Source organism: Paenibacillus nanchangensis (assembly GCF_046543445.1).
Taxonomy (GTDB): Bacteria; Bacillota; Bacilli; order Paenibacillales; family Paenibacillaceae; genus Paenibacillus_AQ; species Paenibacillus_AQ nanchangensis.
In genome coordinates, this window is sequence record NZ_JBHOFD010000026.1 from 24,791 (window position 1) to 40,758 (window position 15,968).

Consider the following 15,968-nt stretch of genomic DNA (forward strand, 5'->3'; position numbering starts at 1 on the left):
CCACCGCTCATAGAGGTTTCGCCCCTTTACGCACAATTAGCAGAAAAAACGGCAGGCCCATCATCGCCACAATCGCCGCAACCGGCACTTCATACGGGAGGTTCAGCGTCCGTCCGAGCAGGTCGGCCAGCAGCATAAGCGCGGCGCCGCCGACAGCGGACAGCGGAACCACGATACGGTAGTCGTTGCCTGCAAACCTGCGGACGATATGCGGAATCATCAGTCCAAGAAACGCCAGATTCCCTGCCAGCGCGACGGCTGCTCCGGTAAGTACAACGGCCAGCCCGTACAAGGCGGCCTTGACCTTTATCGTACGGACCCCGAGCCCCACCGAAGCTTCTTCATTCAGACTCAGAAGTGTCAGCGGCCGGGACAGCAGCAGCGCAACGGCCAGTGCCGCCAAAATGACAGGCGTAGTCATCCGCACCTGTTCCCATGACGCGCCAATCAGTCCTCCCGAAGTCCACATCGATACATCTTTAGACAGCTTAAAATGGAGTGCCACACCTTCCGCAATAGCCGACAGCAGGGCCGAAACAGCTGCGCCGGATAACACCAGCTGCATGCTCGACAGCCCGCTGCCGGTTGCCGCCCCCAGTCCAAAAGCAAGCAATGCGCCCGCCGCCGCGCCCGCAAAGCAGGCCGCAAATATGCCCATGTAACCGATAGAAGGCACAATCGCAAGCGTGCAGGCAAGTGCTGCATTGGCGCCGGAGGTGACGCCGAGCAGGCCCGGATCGGCCAGCGGATTCCGGGTAACCCCCTGCATGATTGCACCCGATACCGACAGCGCGGCTCCAACCAGAAGAGCCGCCGCAATCCGGGGCAGCCGGATATCGCGGATCAGGGTAACGGTATCTCCCCCGCCGACGGACGTTGACATCGCCATCCACAGCTCGTGAAGCGTCACTTCCTTTGCCCCGAACGCCAGCGACGCAGCCAGTGCCGCAAGCAGGACCAAAATAGATGTAACCAGCATGCCGCCCAAAGGCCGCCCGCCAAGTGTTTTGTCAATCGTTGCCTCCGCTTTCATCTCGTCTTCCGCCTTACTTGTTCAGGAAGCTCTCAATGAAGAATTCGAGCTGGTATTCCAGCGTAAGGGCATCATTGAAGTAGAACGAGCGTGCATTGGCTGTATACACCTGATTGTTTTTTACCGCCGGAATGTTCTTCCACGTCTCCGTACGTTCAAAGGAACTGTCTACATCAGGCGTCTTACTGAACACGACATAGTCACCCATGTATTCCGGCAGCAGCTCTGTCGACAGCGCATACCAGCCCTCTTTGGAGGTCATCTCCTTTACCTTGTCCGGCATTTTTAGTCCCATCTCTTGATATAGGATTTCGGTGCCGCGTCCCCAGTTGTCGCCGAACACGTAAAATTGTTTCGCGTCGTTTTCGATTACCGACACCGTCTTGTCCCCGATCTTCGCCTTGATTTCATCGCCCGCTTTCTTGGCGCGGGCTTTGAAATCATCGATCCATGCCTGGGCTTCCTGCTCCTTGTTCAGCAATTTGCCGATTTCCAGATGCTGTGTCAAATAATCGACCTTGGCGTATGTATAGGTTACTGTGGGAGCAATTTGCTTTAGCTTATCCACATTTTTAATTGACGACAGGCCTAGGATAAGATCCGGCTGCAATTCGATAATTTTTTCAATGTCCTCGTCCGACACTTCCTCCACACCCTGCAGCTTCTCCTCCAGACGGGGGTTTTTCTTGCTCCAGCTGTCTACGCCCACTAGAGGAACGCCTAAGGATACGACATCACCGGCAAAGGAGGATAACACGATGACCCGCTGCGGGTTGGCAGGCACCTCGACCGGTCCGCTTTCGGAGTTATAGGTTATGGTTTTGCCGCCGGATGAATCTGGCTCGGGCTGCGCGCTTGGAGCCGCCCCGGCTCCCCCAGTTTCAGCCGGGCCGGCGGTTGCGGCGCCCGCAGCAATTTTGCCGTCCGCCCCATTTCCTCCGTTGGCTCCGTTCCCGCAGGCGGTTGCTAGAAGTAATAACAGAATGAGCAGAGGAAGGCCAAATGTCTTTCGCATGATATCTTGTGCTCCTTTTTGGACATGTATATTTGATAATGATTCTCATTATCATAGTTTCTATCTTATCTCCTGCCCACTTTTTGTCAATCCCCTTTTTTTTCAAAACACAAAAAAACGCAGCGCCTGCGGTACTCTGCAGGTGCTGCGGCTGGCTGATATTTAAACGTGCTGCAGTTCTTTACGCTGCACGGTTGCGGGAAGAGCCTGAAGCCCGGCTGTATTGAGGAAGTTCCAAGGCTTGTTGTAATGCGGCTGGAAGAAGAAGTCGATAAAGGCCAGCTGGTCAACCGTCATCCGGTTTTGGATGCAGACGGATACCGTATTGATCGACTGCGTCAAGTCCATTTCCGACATGATCTGGGCTCCCAAAATCCGGCGGCTGCCGCGTTCGAACACGACCTTCAACTGGACTTGCTCATGCGTTGGCATAAATTCGGGGCGGTAGTTATCCGTAATAAACACTGCTTCCGCGTCAATGCCTTCCGCCTTTGCCGCTTCTTCCGTCAGTCCGGTGGCGGCGATATTGTCGTCGTAGATTTTGATGCCCGATGTGCCTTGGGTGCCCATATAAGGAATGGTTGGGCCGGCCAGGTTCCGGGCAACCAGTGTACCCATCCGTACCGCATTGGTCGCAAGCGGAATGTAAGCCGCTTTTCCCGTCGGATTGTAACGGACCGCACAGCTGTCACCAGCGGCGAACACGTCAGGCCGGCTAGTCTGCATATAGTTGTCGACCAGAATCGCTCCGTTTGGCAGCATATCCACCTGCCCTTTGAGCAAATCGGTATTCGGCCGGAATCCGATGCACAAAATGACGAGATCGCAGTCATATTCACCCTTGCTGGTAATGACCTTGTTTACTGTTCCGTTTGCACCGGCAAACGCGCTGACTTTTTCACCAAGCGCAAGTTTAATTCCGCGGCGCTGCAGCGATTCTTCAACCGGTCCGGTAAATTCGGCGTCAAGATATTTGCTGAGCACCCGGTCTTCGCCATCGATTAGCGTAACTTGTTTGCCGTTCATTTGGAAGGCTTCGACGAGTTCGATGCCGATATAACCTGCGCCTACTACAACAATCCGGTCCGCTGATTTCGCACGTTCGATTATGGTATTCGAATGTTGGAAGTTTTTGGCCAGCAGAACCCCATCCAGGTCGATTCCTTCCAGCTTAGGCATCACCGGCCAGGAACCTGTTGTCACAATGAGCTTATCATAGCTGTCGTCAAATTCCCGGCCGGTTTCCAGATCGCGGGCACGCAGCGTCTTGCGCGCTGTATCCACCGAGATGACCTCGTGACCCATTTTCGTTTTTACCCCAAGCGAAGCAAGCTTCTCCGGCGAGGAATAAAACAATCCTTGCGGATCTTTGATTACGCCGCCCACATAAAGGGCGATGCCGCAGGACAAAAAGGAAATGTTATCGTTACGTTCGTAAACAGTAATCTCGGCTTCAGGGTATAGCTGAGCGGTATTTACAATGGCGGCTGTTCCGGCATGAGTACATCCAATGACTGCTACTTTCATGATTATTGTGCCTCCTTCGGGAGTTACGGAATAGGTCCGTGTGTTATTGTGATAAATTTCACTTTATGCATTGATTATATTGTGATTTTTATCACATTACAAGAGTTTTCCGCGACGTTTCCAAATTGTTCACAATTTAAAATAAATTCGCTGCCCTTTTTTTCTCGGCTTATTATCTCCTGTCCGTCCGGATTTATCGCTGGGAAATAGCGTCTTTGGCTAAATGCCGATACTTCAAATTATGATTATTTCTCCAACCCCAGGGTATATAAAAGTCAGGGTGGCCACCCTTTCCTTGAATAATTAATCCAGTAGATCCCAAACCAAACCGATAAAATGGAGGTAGGACGGATGTTTGCACACATCAAAGAGTTGCAGTATAAAGCGAAGCCTTCCATGCCCGATCCGGTTTTCGCCCGTAAACTCCAGGAGGTTCTCGGCGGACAATTTGGAGAGATGACCGTGATGATGCAGTATTTGTTCCAAGGCTGGAACTGCAGAGTTGAGGGAAAATATAAAGACATGCTGCTGGATATCGGCACTGAGGAAATCGGCCATGTCGAAATGCTGTCAACGATGATCGCACAGCTCCTTGATGGGGCTCCAGTAGATCAATTGGAGGAAGCCGCCAAGGACCCGGTTATCGGAGCCGCGCTCGGCGGAATGAATCCGCAGCATGTGATCGTATCAGGTCTGGGTGCTACACCGTCTGACGCTGCGGGTTACCCTTGGAATTCCCGTTACATGATTGCAAGCGGCAACCTGCTGGCTGATTTCCGAATGAACCTCGCTGCAGAATCGCAGGGACGGCTGCAGGTCGTCCGCCTGTATGAACAGACGACTGACCCTGGAATACGCGACATGCTGTCGTTCCTGATTGCTCGGGATACGATGCACCAGAATCAGTGGATGGCCGCGATTGCGGAACTGGAGGAGCTCGAAGGCAAAATCGTCCCCGCCTCTTTCCCGAGGGAACTGGAAAAGCAGGAGGTGGCGCATCAGTTCATGAACTTCTCCCAAGGCACGGAAAGCGCCGAAGGAGCTTGGGCGGAAGGTCCCGCATCAGATGGACTCGGCAACTTCCAATATGTCGATAACCCTGCCGCAACCGGCGGCAAGCCGGTATTGTCTCCCGCGCCGGATTTTGTGCATTCCCGGCCAGGTGCAGAGCCGGCGCTTGCCAACCCTGGAACCAAGCGCTGATCAGCGAAGCTGCCCCCAGACGAGGCGAGGCAAAAAAAGTGCCGTCCGGCACTTTTTTGCCTCGCTGGCGTACATAGAAGTCAAACCGCAGCCTAAATAAATACTCCCCGCCAGCGACTAAACGCCTACGGAGAGTATGGTAATCTTCGCGCCGGTTTATACCAGCCCGTGAATAATTCCGTCCTGATCCACGCTCAATTTTTCCGCAGCAGGATGGGCGGGCAGACCAGGCATCGTGACCATGCTGCCTGTGATAATGACGGCAAAACCCGCACCCAGCGACAGCGTGATGTCCCGGACCTGCAGCGTAAAGCCTTCCGGCGCGCCCAGCAATCTTGGCTGGTCGGAGAAGGAATACGGCGTTTTGGCCATACAGACTTGAAGACCATGCAGTCCCCTTTTCTCGATATAGGCAAGCGTCCGCTTGGCAGCGGGAGAAAAAGCAACGCCTGCGCCCCGGTAAATTTCGGAGACAATCTTTCCGATTTTGGCCGGCAGATCCAGCCCGTCGTCATACAGCGGGGCAAATGCAGGGCGTTCTGTCCCGTTAAGCAGCTTCAGCAGCGCTTCGGCGAGCTCAAGTCCTCCCTGTCCGCCTTCCGCCCATACTTTGGATACCGCGGCCGGTACACCAAGCCGGCGGCAGACCTCCATGATGTCGTTGATCTCCGACGCGCTGTCCCCCTCAAAATGATTGACCGCCACCAGCACCGGAATCCCAAACTTGCCCAGGTTTTCGATATGCCGCTCCAGATTTGAAAGTCCCGCCAGCAGTGCGGAACGGTTGGGCAGGTACAGCTCATCTTTGGTAGCGCCGCCGTTGTATTTCATCGCCTTGACGGTGACAACAAGAACGGCTGCGTCCGGAGCCAGCCCCGCCTGTCTGCATTTGATATCCATAAATTTTTCGGCTCCAAGATCAACGCCGAAGCCCGCTTCCGTCACCGCGATATCGCCCAGCTTCAGCGCATAACGCGTACCCAGCACGCTGCTGCAGCCATGCGCAATATTCGCGAACGGGCCTCCATGCACAATAACCGGAGTTCCTTCCAGCGTCTGAACAAGGTTAGGCTTGACGGCGTCTTTCAGCAGGACGGCCATTGCCTCAACCGCATTTAATTGGCTGGCGGTCACCGGCTCGCCGGAGCGGGTGAAGCCGATCAGAATCCGCCCGATCCGCTTTTTCAGATCGTCCAGGCCTTCGCACAGACAGAGCACCGCCATAATCTCGGACGCGGTCGTGATCTGAAACCCGCTCTCCCGGACCGTCCCGTTGCCGTCACCTAGCCCGGTTACAATGCTGCGCAGGCTCCGGTCGTTCATATCCAGCACCCGTTTCCATACAATCCGCTGCGGGTCGATATCCAGCGCATTGCCCTGAAACAAGTGATTGTCAATCATCGCGGACAGCAGGTTATGAGCCGATGTAACGGCATGAATATCGCCGGTAAAATGCAGATTGATATCATCGGCGGGCACAATTTGCGCTTTTCCGCCCCCGGTGGCGCCGCCCTTCATTCCAAGGCACGGTCCAAGCGACGGCTCACGAAGAGCGGCGACGGCTTGAACGCCGGCCGCATTCAGCGCCTGGGTCAATCCGATCGTGGTTAATGTTTTGCCTTCTCCGGCAGGCGTCGGATTTACTGCCGTTACCAGCACCAGCCGGCCGTCGGGCTTATACCTCAATTCCTCCTCCCATAGCGAGGGAGACAGCTTGCTTTTGTAATTGCCGTACAGCTCCAGATGCTTTTCGTCGATTCCCGCTTTCGCGGCCACTTCCGTAATCTTTTTCATGCTTCGATTGCAACCTCCCGGGTACTTGCTGATCGCTTTGCGCGGCCTAAGCCCGCTGCCGTTTTATCATGCGTCTCTTCAAAGGATACCGTGTCCTGAACCTCCGTCAAGCGAATATTTTGTGCATGGCCCGGAATTCCGGCAGGAAAACCGCCAGGATTAAAGCCGCCCAGCCGCATTAAACGCATCTTCAGGGGGTCTTCAAAAAAAAGAAAAAGGCCCCTTTCGGAGCCTTTCAAAAAGAACAGGGCACTGCTTTCGCCTAGGTTACATGCCAGGGTTACAGCAGCCCTTCGATCGCCGCCCGCATAGCGTCCGGCGATTCGCGTGGTTCAAACCGCGCAGTAACGTTTCCGCTGCGGTCCACCAGAAACTTGGTGAAATTCCATTGGATATCGCTGCTTTCGCCTTCGCCCGGCTGCTGCCCTTTCAGATATCGGAACAGCAGGTGAGCGTCCGGCCCGTTGACATCCGTTTTCGCGAAGACCGGAAAAGTGACGCCGTAATTCAGCTGGCAAAAACTTTCCGCTTCCTCGCTGGAGCCCGGCTCCTGTCCGCCGAACTGGTTGCATGGGAAGGCCAGCACGGCCAGTCCCCGGTCAGCATAATCCTCATGCAGCTTCTGCAGCTCCCCATATTGGGGCGTCAGGCCGCACTGGCTGGCCGTATTCACGATAAGCAGCACCTTGCCTTCATATTCCCGGAAAGGAACCTCTTTGCCTGATGGCGTGATTCCCGCAAAACTGTAAATGGACATCGGCGCTTCCCTCCTTTTGCTTAGCCTGACCGCCTACCGTCCCCGGTGTTTGGCTTTCGCCTTCTGCCGGGCGACCTCGCGTTTGTACGCTGCCCGTTCTTCCCGCCGGGTTTTGGACTCGGCGCGGGACTGCAGCTTGCGCTGCTCCAGCTCCTGCTGGATTGCCCGCTGGCTGGCCGTTCCTACGCCCCGGCCTCTGGATTCTTTGGCGGCTTCCCGGGCTCTGCGTTTCGGGTTGCCCGCAAGCCGGGACGTTTTGTCCAGCTCCACGGCGCGGCCGAGCGAATCGGCCACCCGGGGCAGCTCCCGGCCTACAAACTCCCAGATCTCCTGCAGCGACGGTTCGCTTCCGAATACATAACGTCCCGCTTGAACCTGGCCGTCATTCTCCCGTTCCACAATGCCGACCCAGAACGGGTCTTCGTAAAATACCGTTAATTTCACCGGTATTCCCCCTCTATGTTATTTCGGAGCGATGGACATCCCGAGGGGGGAAGGTTACTGACGCGGCTGCTACCCCGCGCGCCCGGACTACCGACCGGACCGTGTTTTTTCACTCCGTATCCATCATATCGAAAAGCGGGCGGAATGCAAACCGTCTGGCAAAAGCGGCGGGCAAGCGCCGATCAATAAATATACCCTTTTTTGCGAAAAATTTAAGACTGTACCATACGGATCATCATATGGGCGAGGGAATGACGCTGTTCCGGCGTCCCCGCCTTCCACAGCTCCAGCAGCAGCTTTTCTTCACTGTTGCGGGGCTCCTCATGCTTAGCCAAATAGTCCGCCACCTTCTCCGCGGCGGTCGCCAGCTGCTCCTCGGTCAAGCCGATTTTTTGCGCAAGCTGAATGCGCTTCCCTAAATAGTCGCGGAACGACTCAAAGTCGGACAAAATCTCCTCTTTACGTTCGGGATCAATCCGCTCCAGCGCCTCGTTCACCTTGTCCATGGCCACGTCTCCGTCTTTGCTAACGACATGATTATGTTCTGACATAAGATATACGCCTCCTTCTTCATGTCCGCCGGGATCCGGATGGCTCCAGTCCTCGTTCAAGGCGGTTAGTGTCTCTTAACCGGGCCTGGCATAAGCTGAATCATACGGCACAATCGAGCCTCCCCGCGGATGGCAAAAAGAAAACAGTCCCGCATCCTGTCCTGGCCGGACGGATAGGGGACTGCTTGTCTGTTTTTTGAGGATCTCAGCGCCTTATATGCATCTTCTGATGCTGTATTAAGCGTCATTCCGCATCATTTGCGTCTACTTGAGCGTTTCGCTTGCTATGCGTTTCGGATCTGCTGGCGTCCTGGCTCTCTGCTGCCCGTTTCGCCCGCTGCGCGCTTCGCCTGGCGGACCTTTGGCCTGCTGCACTCTTTATCCAGCCTACTGCCCCGGCTTGGAGACCGGAACCGCGTTGTAATACTCTTCCAAAGTGATTCCCTGCTCCGTGACGACACGGGCAATCTCTTTGCCGACATACCGGATATGCCATGGCTCATACATATATCCCGTGATGTCTTCCTTGCCTTCCGGGAAGCGGATAATGTATCCAAAATCGGCCGCATGCTGCTCAAGCCACTTCGCTTCGGGTGTTCCCGCAAAACAGCTTTCGGCCGCGCAGGACCCGTCGCTGCCTGACACATCGATCGCAAGCCCGGTCTGATGCTCGCTGTAGCCCGGCAGGGCGCTGTACGTCTTGGCCTTCTCCTCGCCGTCACGTTCGACATAAAGGTTGTACAGGCCTTGCTGCGTTTCCGCGGAACGGAAAGCCGACACGCCGGCCAGACGAATGCCGTCAGCTTCAGCCGCCGCAAACAGCTGCTCCAGGGCTTCCGCCGCCTCTTTGCGCATCATCCGCTTCTCGATCTTTTCTTTGAACAGGAAACGCACGTCAGGGTAGACCAGATCATCGGGTCTGTAGTGATCCGGCAGCCCGTACTCTTTGTTGATCAGGGCGGTAATGCTCTCCGGGTCATCCGGCATTTCCGCTCTTGCCTGTCCTCCGGCCGAAGGAGCTGGCGAAGCAGTCTCAGGGCCCGGCGTCGGAGCGGGCGGCTGCGCCTCAAGCGGAGCCTGGGCTTTTGAGCCGTTTCCGCCGGCGGTTTTGGAAGGCGAGGCGTATTTGCCGAACGCCCAGCCGGCCGCCACAATCAACACAAGCAGTACGATAATCATGATTTTTTTTGACATGCGGTCCTCCTGTAATTCTTCGTCTTGCGGGCAGCACCCCGTATCACAGTTTATAGACTGACCGGGCCTGCCAAAAGTTCCGTCCAGGAACAAATTCCCTTTTGCCAGGCCGCCGATGTCTTAACGGCGGCCCGCAAAGCGGCGGCCTTATCTTCCCCGGCCGCTGCTTCTGCCCTTGCGCCCGCCGGGTGCACCGCCGCCTCCGCGCCGGTCGCCGCCCGGACGTCCGCCCGCGGCCGGCCTGCCGTCCCGCCGGGCGCCCTGAGCCGGGCGGTCCCGGCGTCCGGCTGCCGCAGCTGCCGGGCCGTTCTCGCGCCGGCTGCCGTCCGCGCGTGCGCCGTCTCCGCGGCCGCCGCTTCCGGCTGCGCGCCCGCCCCGCCCGGCGGCGTCACCGCCCCGGGATCCGCCGCTGCGGGACCCGCCGGCGCCGGACCGGCCTTCGCCGCGGCCCGTGCGCGCGCCCGGCTTGGCCTCCCTTGCCGGGCGGCCTTTCGCCTTGCCGCCGGCGCCGCCGCCCTGCCCCTGGCCCGGGCCGACCGGCAGGAAGTCCCCGCCCCCGGCGTCATTCACGAAGCGTCGGCGCTCCAGCCGCTGGGAAGTGCCGCGCTCGATCATCTCAAGCCCGGCGCGGTCCCGCGGCGAAGCGAACGTAATCGCTCTGCCTTTGCCTCCCGCCCGGCCCGTACGGCCGATCCGGTGGATATAGCTGTCGACATCCAGCGGCATGTCGTAGTTAAACACATGCGTAACGCCTTCGACATCCAGCCCCCGGGCGGCCACATCCGTCGCCACAAGCAGCTGCAGCTTGGCGTCGCGGAACGTCTTCATGACCTGCTCCCGCTTGTTCTGGGACAGATCGCCGTGCAGCTCGTCGCAGTCATAACCCGCTTCGCGCAGCGCTTCGTTCAGCTTCGACACCCGCCGCTTGGTCCGGCAGAAAATAATCGCCAGGTAAGGCCGGTCCCGGTCGAGCAGCGCTTTCAGCGCCTGCTCCTTGTGCCGGTCGGTGCATTCGATCACCTGCTGCCGGATATTGTCCAGCGGAATCGGAGAGCTGCTGCGGATCACGATGTCAAGCGGCTGCTTCATGTAGTTGGCCGCAAGCCGTTTGATCGGATCCGGCATCGTCGCCGAAAAAAGCATCGTCTGCCGCCGGGTCGGCACCGCCAAAATAAGCGACTCCACTTCCTCCAGGAAGCCCATATGCAGCATCTGGTCCGCTTCGTCCAGCACCAGCGTCGTTACGCCGCCAAGTTCCAGCGTCCCGCGTCTCAGATGGTCGAGCAGCCGCCCCGGCGTCCCGATAATCAGCTGCCGGCCGCCTTCGAGCTTGCGCAGCTGCTTCTCCACGTCCTGGCCTCCGTAAACCGCCAGGATTTTGGCGCCGGTAGCGCCCGCCAGCTTGCGGGCTTCTTCGGTGATCTGCAGCGCCAGCTCGCGCGTCGGCGCCATAATCAAAGCTTGGGGGAACGGCCGGTCAGGCCTGATTTTATCCAATATGGGAAGCAAAAACGCCAGCGTTTTACCGGTTCCCGTCTTCGCTCTAGCGATCACGTCTCTCCCTTCGGTCAACGGCGGAATGGCTTCCGTCTGCACCGGAGTGGGTGTCACAATCCCTTGCTGGCGCAGCGCGCCTGTCAATAATTCGGAAACTCCCAGTTCTCTAAATCCCGGCAACTTCCTCACCTCTCATTTCCTGTAGTTTGGTTCATTAGTGTGGTTTCTTTCATTTTACCCGTTCCTGCGTAAAACTAGCGCCCGATGACCGCCGTTATAGCAGTGCGCCCTTTATGACCTTTGTGCAGTCTGAAAACCGCGGTTTCCCTTTGCGGTCCTTGTACGCTGGGCGGTGAGCGGAACAAGGGCGGAGGGAACTCATGCCGGGAGTCCCTCCGCCCCTACTCGTTCCTATCAATAAATGGATCCGCCGCCCATCGGCGGGCAGCCGGCGGCCAATCAGCGGCCAAGCGCCCGGACTGCCGCACCTGGAACAAACGCCCGTTACAGGCCGCCCGCAACGGCTAGCGGCCGCCTCCAGCAGGAGCTCCCGGCTTATAAAGCCTGTTATGTACGGAGCAGGCACGGCGGTTTTCGCACTGCATAAAGGAATATAGCGCTAAAAGCGTCCGGATTTGAAAATCGAATACAACAGCCATAAGAACATCAGCACTGCCAGCACGCCGCCGATCTCCACGGCGGGGAAGTTCCACAGCACGGAGGAATCGCCGCGCAGCGCCGAACCGATAATTAGCCCGACCATAATAATGCTAAAGGCGAGCAGCACGATACTAAAAGACAGACGGTTGCCGATCCGGTTCAGCTTGCCGACCAGATTTTGCAGCTCCGGCAGGCCAACCTCCACCTTCAGCTTGCCTTTGCTGATGACCGAAGACAGCTGTCTGGCCTGTCCGGGAAGCTCCACCAGACTTTCGGCCAAATCGGCCGCTCCGCTCCAGAGCTTGCGCCGGACACGGTCCGGACTGAAGCGTTCTTTAAGCAGGCGGCGGCCAAAAGGCTCGGCCAGCTGGACGATGCTGATTCCGGGATCCAGCGCGCTGACGACGCCTTCCAGCGTAAGCATCGTTTTCCCCAGCATCGCCAGATCCGGCGGTACAAGCAGCCGGTGGCGCCGCGCGACGGCGAACAGATCGTTTAGCGCTTTGCCGATGCTGACCTGGCTGAACGGCACGTTGTAGTATTCATCCCGGAGGCGGTCCATGTCGGCATGCAGCGCCCCGCGGTCCACATCCTCCGGCACGATGCCGAGGCGCAGGATGGCGCGGACCATGGAATCGGTATTCTTCCGCATCAGCGCGATGACCAGCGCCGCCAGCCCGTCTTTCATCTCCTCGCTGAGCCGGCCCACCATACCGAAGTCGATGAGGGCAAGCTTCCCGTCCGGGGTCAGCAGCACGTTGCCCGGATGCGGATCGGCGTGAAAGAAACCGTCGATAAACACCTGCTGCAGCATCGCGTCGACAAACCGCTGGGCAATCTGCTTCAGGTCATGCCCCTCTTTTGCCAGCTGATCCGTCCGGTTGAGCGTCGTTCCCTCTACGTATTCCATCGTCAGCACCTTTGTGGAGGTGCACTCCCAAAAAATTGCCGGGATTTGGATATTATCGTCCTTCGTGAACTGCTGGGCGATTTTCTCAGCGCTTCGGGCCTCATGGCTATAGTCCAGCTCGTCCAAAAGCGCCCGGGAGACCTCCTCGGCCACCCGCACCAACCCGTATTGCCGCGCCCACTCCAGCCGTTTCTCGGCCAGCGCGCAGAGATCGCGCAGAATCTCCAGGTCCCGGGTCATCATCCGGACCACGCCCGGGCGCTGGATCTTCACCGCAACCAATGTGCCGTCGGTCAGCTTGCCCCGGTGCACCTGTCCGATTGAGGCGGCAGCCATCGGCTGGTCCTCGAAAAAAGAGAATACCGCCTTGATCGGGCGGTCCATTTCCTGCTCTACAATCGTTTTCGCCGTCTCGGACGGAAACGGCGGCACATGGTCCTGAAGCTTGATGAGCTCCCGGATAATAGCTTCCGGGATCAGGTCGGACCGGGTGCTTGCAAGCTGCCCGAGCTTCACAAAGGTCGGGCCCAGGTCCTCAATTACCCGGCGAAGCCGCTCCCCGGTCGTCAGACTTCCATGCGGCTCCTGGGTCATCAGCCGGCGCGGGAGCGACAGCAGCTTGGAAAGACCCAATTCTTCCACCATAAACCCGAAGCCATGACGCATAAGCGCCATGGCGATTGCCCGGTAACGTCCGGCGTGCCTGATCCGAACAGCCATCTTAATCCGTACGCGTGTCCGGCTGCGTGCCTTCGAGCTCGGAAATTCCCTCCAGCTCGGCCAGACGGCGCTCCAGTACGGCGATTCGCGCCTCCAGTGCTTCAACATCCTGCTTGGACGGAACCTGCAGCTCCTTCAGGACACGCTGCACCTGTTCTTGGACCGCATTCTTGAATACCCCGCGTTCCTCTTCCCCGCGCTCAATCAGCCGGTCCACCAGCGCTCTTGATTCGGATGGCGCCAGTTCCCCGCGCTTCACCAGCTCGTCGACCGCCTTCTCCACCTTCTCCTTGCTGACAATGGTGAGGCCTAATCCTAAAGAGATTGCTTTTTTAAACAAATCGCTCATGGTCATTTCCTCCCAAGGTTCATCGTAACGGATGGTTAAAGTATACAGGATCGCCGGGATAATTCAAAAAGAAAGCCCCAGCCCGGTCTGTTCCTCCGGAATGCGGGATGCCCACTTGGCGGCCTGCAGCAGCAGCGTCCGGAACACCGGATGCGTAAAGGTCGGTTCATGATGACCCGGCATCAGGTACACGACACGCCCGAGCCCATAGCTGTGACACCAGGCTGCGGGCAGCCATTCCCCGTCGGCTTCGTATTCCAGCAGCACCGTCTTTTCGGTAAAAGGGTCAAATTCGAACCGGTAAGGTTCTTCATCCAGTACAAACGGCTCGATCCCTTCCGTTATATCATGCTCATTGACACGGAAGTTGAGCGGTCCGTAAGGGGGATGCCCCTTGAACTTCGCGCCGATCAGCTGGCTCAGCTCATACCGGTTGCCGAGCGAAATACCGATATGCAAGATGATCAATCCGCCGCCTCCGCTGACATAGCTGAGCAGACCCGCCGTCTGCTGCGGAGAAACACTTTCGTTCCACATTTCGTTATAAGCGATGCACAGATCGTAGCCGCCGATGTGTTCGCTGAGCAGCAGCTTTTTATTCTCGGAGCATTGAACGGTCATCAAATCATTTAGAATGCTGCCGATTTTCTGGTCCACACCCTGAAGCGGATGAAACCGGGGATGGGTGTATTCACCCAGCAGCAGGCATTTTCTCTTCTCCATAAGTCCTCCTTCATCATTTTGTCCGCAGCGCACTTTTCTATATTCTAAGGAAAAGCCCGGGCAATGTCCATTCCGTTTGGGACTGCCTCAGCCGCGGGATTCCAGGTAACGTCCAAGCTCCAGAAACATTCCGCCCATCCGTTCCTGTTCAGGCACAATGATCCGCTTGACGCCTTCCTCCACAAGCGCATCCGCCGTGATCCGTCCGACCGCAACCGCCAGCACCGGCCCTTCTAGCGCTGCCAGCAGCTGCTCAAGCCGTCCTGCTGCACGCGCGCGGCCAATCAGGAAGCGGAACTGCGGCGCACTGGTAAACGCTACGGCGTCCACTCCGCCTTCCGTGATATCCGTCAGCAGCGCGTCAAGATCTTCGTCGGCGGGCGGAACATGCCGGTACGGCAAAATCTGCCGTGTCTGTGCCCCAGCTTTGCCCAGCCATTCCGTCAGGCGCGGGGCAGGGTCGCCATGCAGCTGCAGCACGACAGATTTCCCCTCGAAATCGTAAGGCTCCAGCCGGCGGATCAGGCCTGACGTGCTGCCGTCGTCATCGCGGACATCCGGGGTGAGCCCCCGTTTTTTCAGCGCATTAACTGTCTTGTAACCGCGGGCGGCGATCTTCGAGCGGGACAAAGCGTCCTTCAGCCGTTCCTCGCCATCCAGCGTTTCCGCCATCGCAAACAGCGCATCAAGACCCATGCCTGTTGTCAGAATTGCCCAATCCGGCGGCGCATCCAGCCAATCCAGCAGCCCTCTGCGCAGCTCATCATCGTCAAGGAACACTGTCCCCTGTGCCGGCCGAAGGACCGGAACTCCGCCCATTTTTGTCACCATACCGGCCATTTCCTCGGCCTTGCGCGGGCCGGCTAAAGCAATTCTGAGGCCTTTCAATCGATCCGCCATATGCGTCCACTCCTTACTTCCCTATTTCGAAGGGAGCTTTTGTTGCCTCTCAGTATACTTGCTGCGGTAGAGAAAGAAAACCCCGTCCGGGAAATGCAGGGCCCTGCGCTTATCTTCCCTGATAGCACTGTTCCTGAACAGCAAAAAAACCGCCCTATCTAAAGAGCGGTTACCGGTTAATACGGCCATTCATATTGTTCCTGGTCGAGCCGTGATGGCTGCGGTTATTTACGAGCATTTTGACAAGCCGGGCAGACGCCTCCAAACACGACATGGGCGTGATTAATGCGGTATCCGGTTTCTTTCCCGACACTTTCCATCCAATCCTCCGGCACCTGGGTCATCACTTCGTCGACAGCTCCGCACACCTCGCACAGAATATGCTGGTGATCGTCCATGCGTGCATCATAACGGCTGGCGGCCTCGCCAAGCTTCAGTTCCCGGATCAACTCTTTTTCCGTCAGGTAACGGAGCGAATTATATACGGTTCCATAAGCAAGATTCTGGCCTTGCTCCACCAAACGGTTCATCACGTCCGCCGCGGTCGGGTGGTCGTGGGACTGGCGGACGATCTCGTAAACGGCCTGGCGCTGAGCGGTCAAATTTAAGTTTCTCATATCGCTCATCCCTTTTTTATTATTAGATCAAGTATAAATCTTCTGGAGTTATTGGTCAAGTCTAGTCAACGCCT

16 protein-coding genes are annotated in these 15,968 nt (G+C 57.4%); 1 reads left to right on the forward strand and 15 read right to left on the reverse strand.

Translation table 11 applies throughout. The features are described 5' to 3' along the window. Positions 1-7: 7 nt before the first annotated feature. The 3 genes from ACE6ED_RS19900 to ACE6ED_RS19910 form a co-directional block, all read right to left on the reverse strand. A complete protein-coding gene (locus ACE6ED_RS19900) occupies positions 8-1,033 on the reverse strand; it encodes a FecCD family ABC transporter permease (RefSeq protein WP_410829051.1) in 1,026 nt (341 codons plus the stop codon). 13 nt (positions 1,034-1,046) lie between these two features. After that, complete coding sequence (locus tag ACE6ED_RS19905; RefSeq protein WP_410829052.1) at positions 1,047-2,048, reverse strand: iron-hydroxamate ABC transporter substrate-binding protein; 1,002 nt, start codon at positions 2,046-2,048, stop codon at positions 1,047-1,049. A gap of 162 nt (positions 2,049-2,210) precedes the next feature. Further along, positions 2,211-3,575 (reverse strand): FAD-dependent oxidoreductase, encoded by a 1,365-nt coding sequence (locus tag ACE6ED_RS19910; RefSeq protein WP_410829054.1) that lies wholly within the window; start codon positions 3,573-3,575, stop codon positions 2,211-2,213. A 351-nt stretch (positions 3,576-3,926) separates the two neighbouring features. Here ACE6ED_RS19910 and ACE6ED_RS19915 point away from each other — a divergent pair, with 351 nt between their 5' ends. Then, positions 3,927-4,778, forward strand: a complete 852-nt coding sequence (locus ACE6ED_RS19915) for a manganese catalase (protein WP_410829056.1) — start codon at positions 3,927-3,929, stop codon at positions 4,776-4,778. 156 nt (positions 4,779-4,934) lie between these two features. On the opposite strand, the gene ACE6ED_RS19920 is transcribed toward ACE6ED_RS19915, so the two are convergent. From ACE6ED_RS19920 to ACE6ED_RS19975, 12 genes are all read right to left on the reverse strand, one after another. Then, entirely contained in the window at positions 4,935-6,572 is a 1,638-nt protein-coding gene (locus tag ACE6ED_RS19920; protein WP_410829058.1) for a formate--tetrahydrofolate ligase, read from the reverse strand. After that, positions 6,569-6,811, reverse strand: coding sequence for a hypothetical protein (locus ACE6ED_RS19925; RefSeq protein ID WP_410829060.1), 243 nt, complete (start codon positions 6,809-6,811; stop codon positions 6,569-6,571). The genes ACE6ED_RS19920 and ACE6ED_RS19925 overlap by 4 nt, the downstream gene beginning before the upstream one ends. Before the next feature lie 41 nt (positions 6,812-6,852). Next, complete coding sequence (locus tag ACE6ED_RS19930; RefSeq protein WP_410829062.1) at positions 6,853-7,329, reverse strand: glutathione peroxidase; 477 nt, start codon at positions 7,327-7,329, stop codon at positions 6,853-6,855. Positions 7,330-7,362: 33 nt separating this feature from the next. Continuing rightward, positions 7,363-7,773, reverse strand: a complete 411-nt coding sequence (locus ACE6ED_RS19935) for a YjdF family protein (protein WP_410829064.1) — start codon at positions 7,771-7,773, stop codon at positions 7,363-7,365. A 212-nt stretch (positions 7,774-7,985) separates the two neighbouring features. Next, the gene (locus ACE6ED_RS19940) at positions 7,986-8,324 is read right to left on the reverse strand and encodes a DUF3243 domain-containing protein (RefSeq protein WP_410829065.1); all 339 of its coding nucleotides are present in this window, start codon (positions 8,322-8,324) and stop codon (positions 7,986-7,988) included. Positions 8,325-8,711: 387 nt separating this feature from the next. Further along, a complete protein-coding gene (locus ACE6ED_RS19945) occupies positions 8,712-9,518 on the reverse strand; it encodes a M15 family metallopeptidase (protein ID WP_410829067.1) in 807 nt (268 codons plus the stop codon). Between the two features lie 147 nt (positions 9,519-9,665). Next, positions 9,666-11,195, reverse strand: coding sequence for a DEAD/DEAH box helicase (locus ACE6ED_RS19950; RefSeq protein WP_410829069.1), 1,530 nt, complete (start codon positions 11,193-11,195; stop codon positions 9,666-9,668). Positions 11,196-11,634: 439 nt separating this feature from the next. Next, positions 11,635-13,305, reverse strand: a complete 1,671-nt coding sequence (locus tag ACE6ED_RS19955) for an ABC1 kinase family protein (protein WP_410829071.1) — start codon at positions 13,303-13,305, stop codon at positions 11,635-11,637. A gap of 1 nt (position 13,306) precedes the next feature. Beyond that, positions 13,307-13,654 carry a phasin family protein gene (locus ACE6ED_RS19960; protein ID WP_410829073.1) on the reverse strand — a complete coding sequence of 116 codons (348 nt, stop codon included), beginning with the start codon at positions 13,652-13,654 and terminating at the stop codon, positions 13,307-13,309. A 63-nt stretch (positions 13,655-13,717) separates the two neighbouring features. Next, positions 13,718-14,377 (reverse strand): ThuA domain-containing protein, encoded by a 660-nt coding sequence (locus tag ACE6ED_RS19965; RefSeq protein WP_410829075.1) that lies wholly within the window; start codon positions 14,375-14,377, stop codon positions 13,718-13,720. Between the two features lie 87 nt (positions 14,378-14,464). Next, complete coding sequence (locus ACE6ED_RS19970) at positions 14,465-15,277, reverse strand: uroporphyrinogen-III synthase (RefSeq protein ID WP_410829077.1); 813 nt, start codon at positions 15,275-15,277, stop codon at positions 14,465-14,467. 224 nt (positions 15,278-15,501) lie between these two features. Further along, positions 15,502-15,894: a Fur family transcriptional regulator gene (locus tag ACE6ED_RS19975; protein ID WP_410829079.1), complete on the reverse strand. Its 393-nt coding sequence runs from the start codon at positions 15,892-15,894 to the stop codon at positions 15,502-15,504. Between the last annotated feature and the right edge of the window lie 74 nt (positions 15,895-15,968).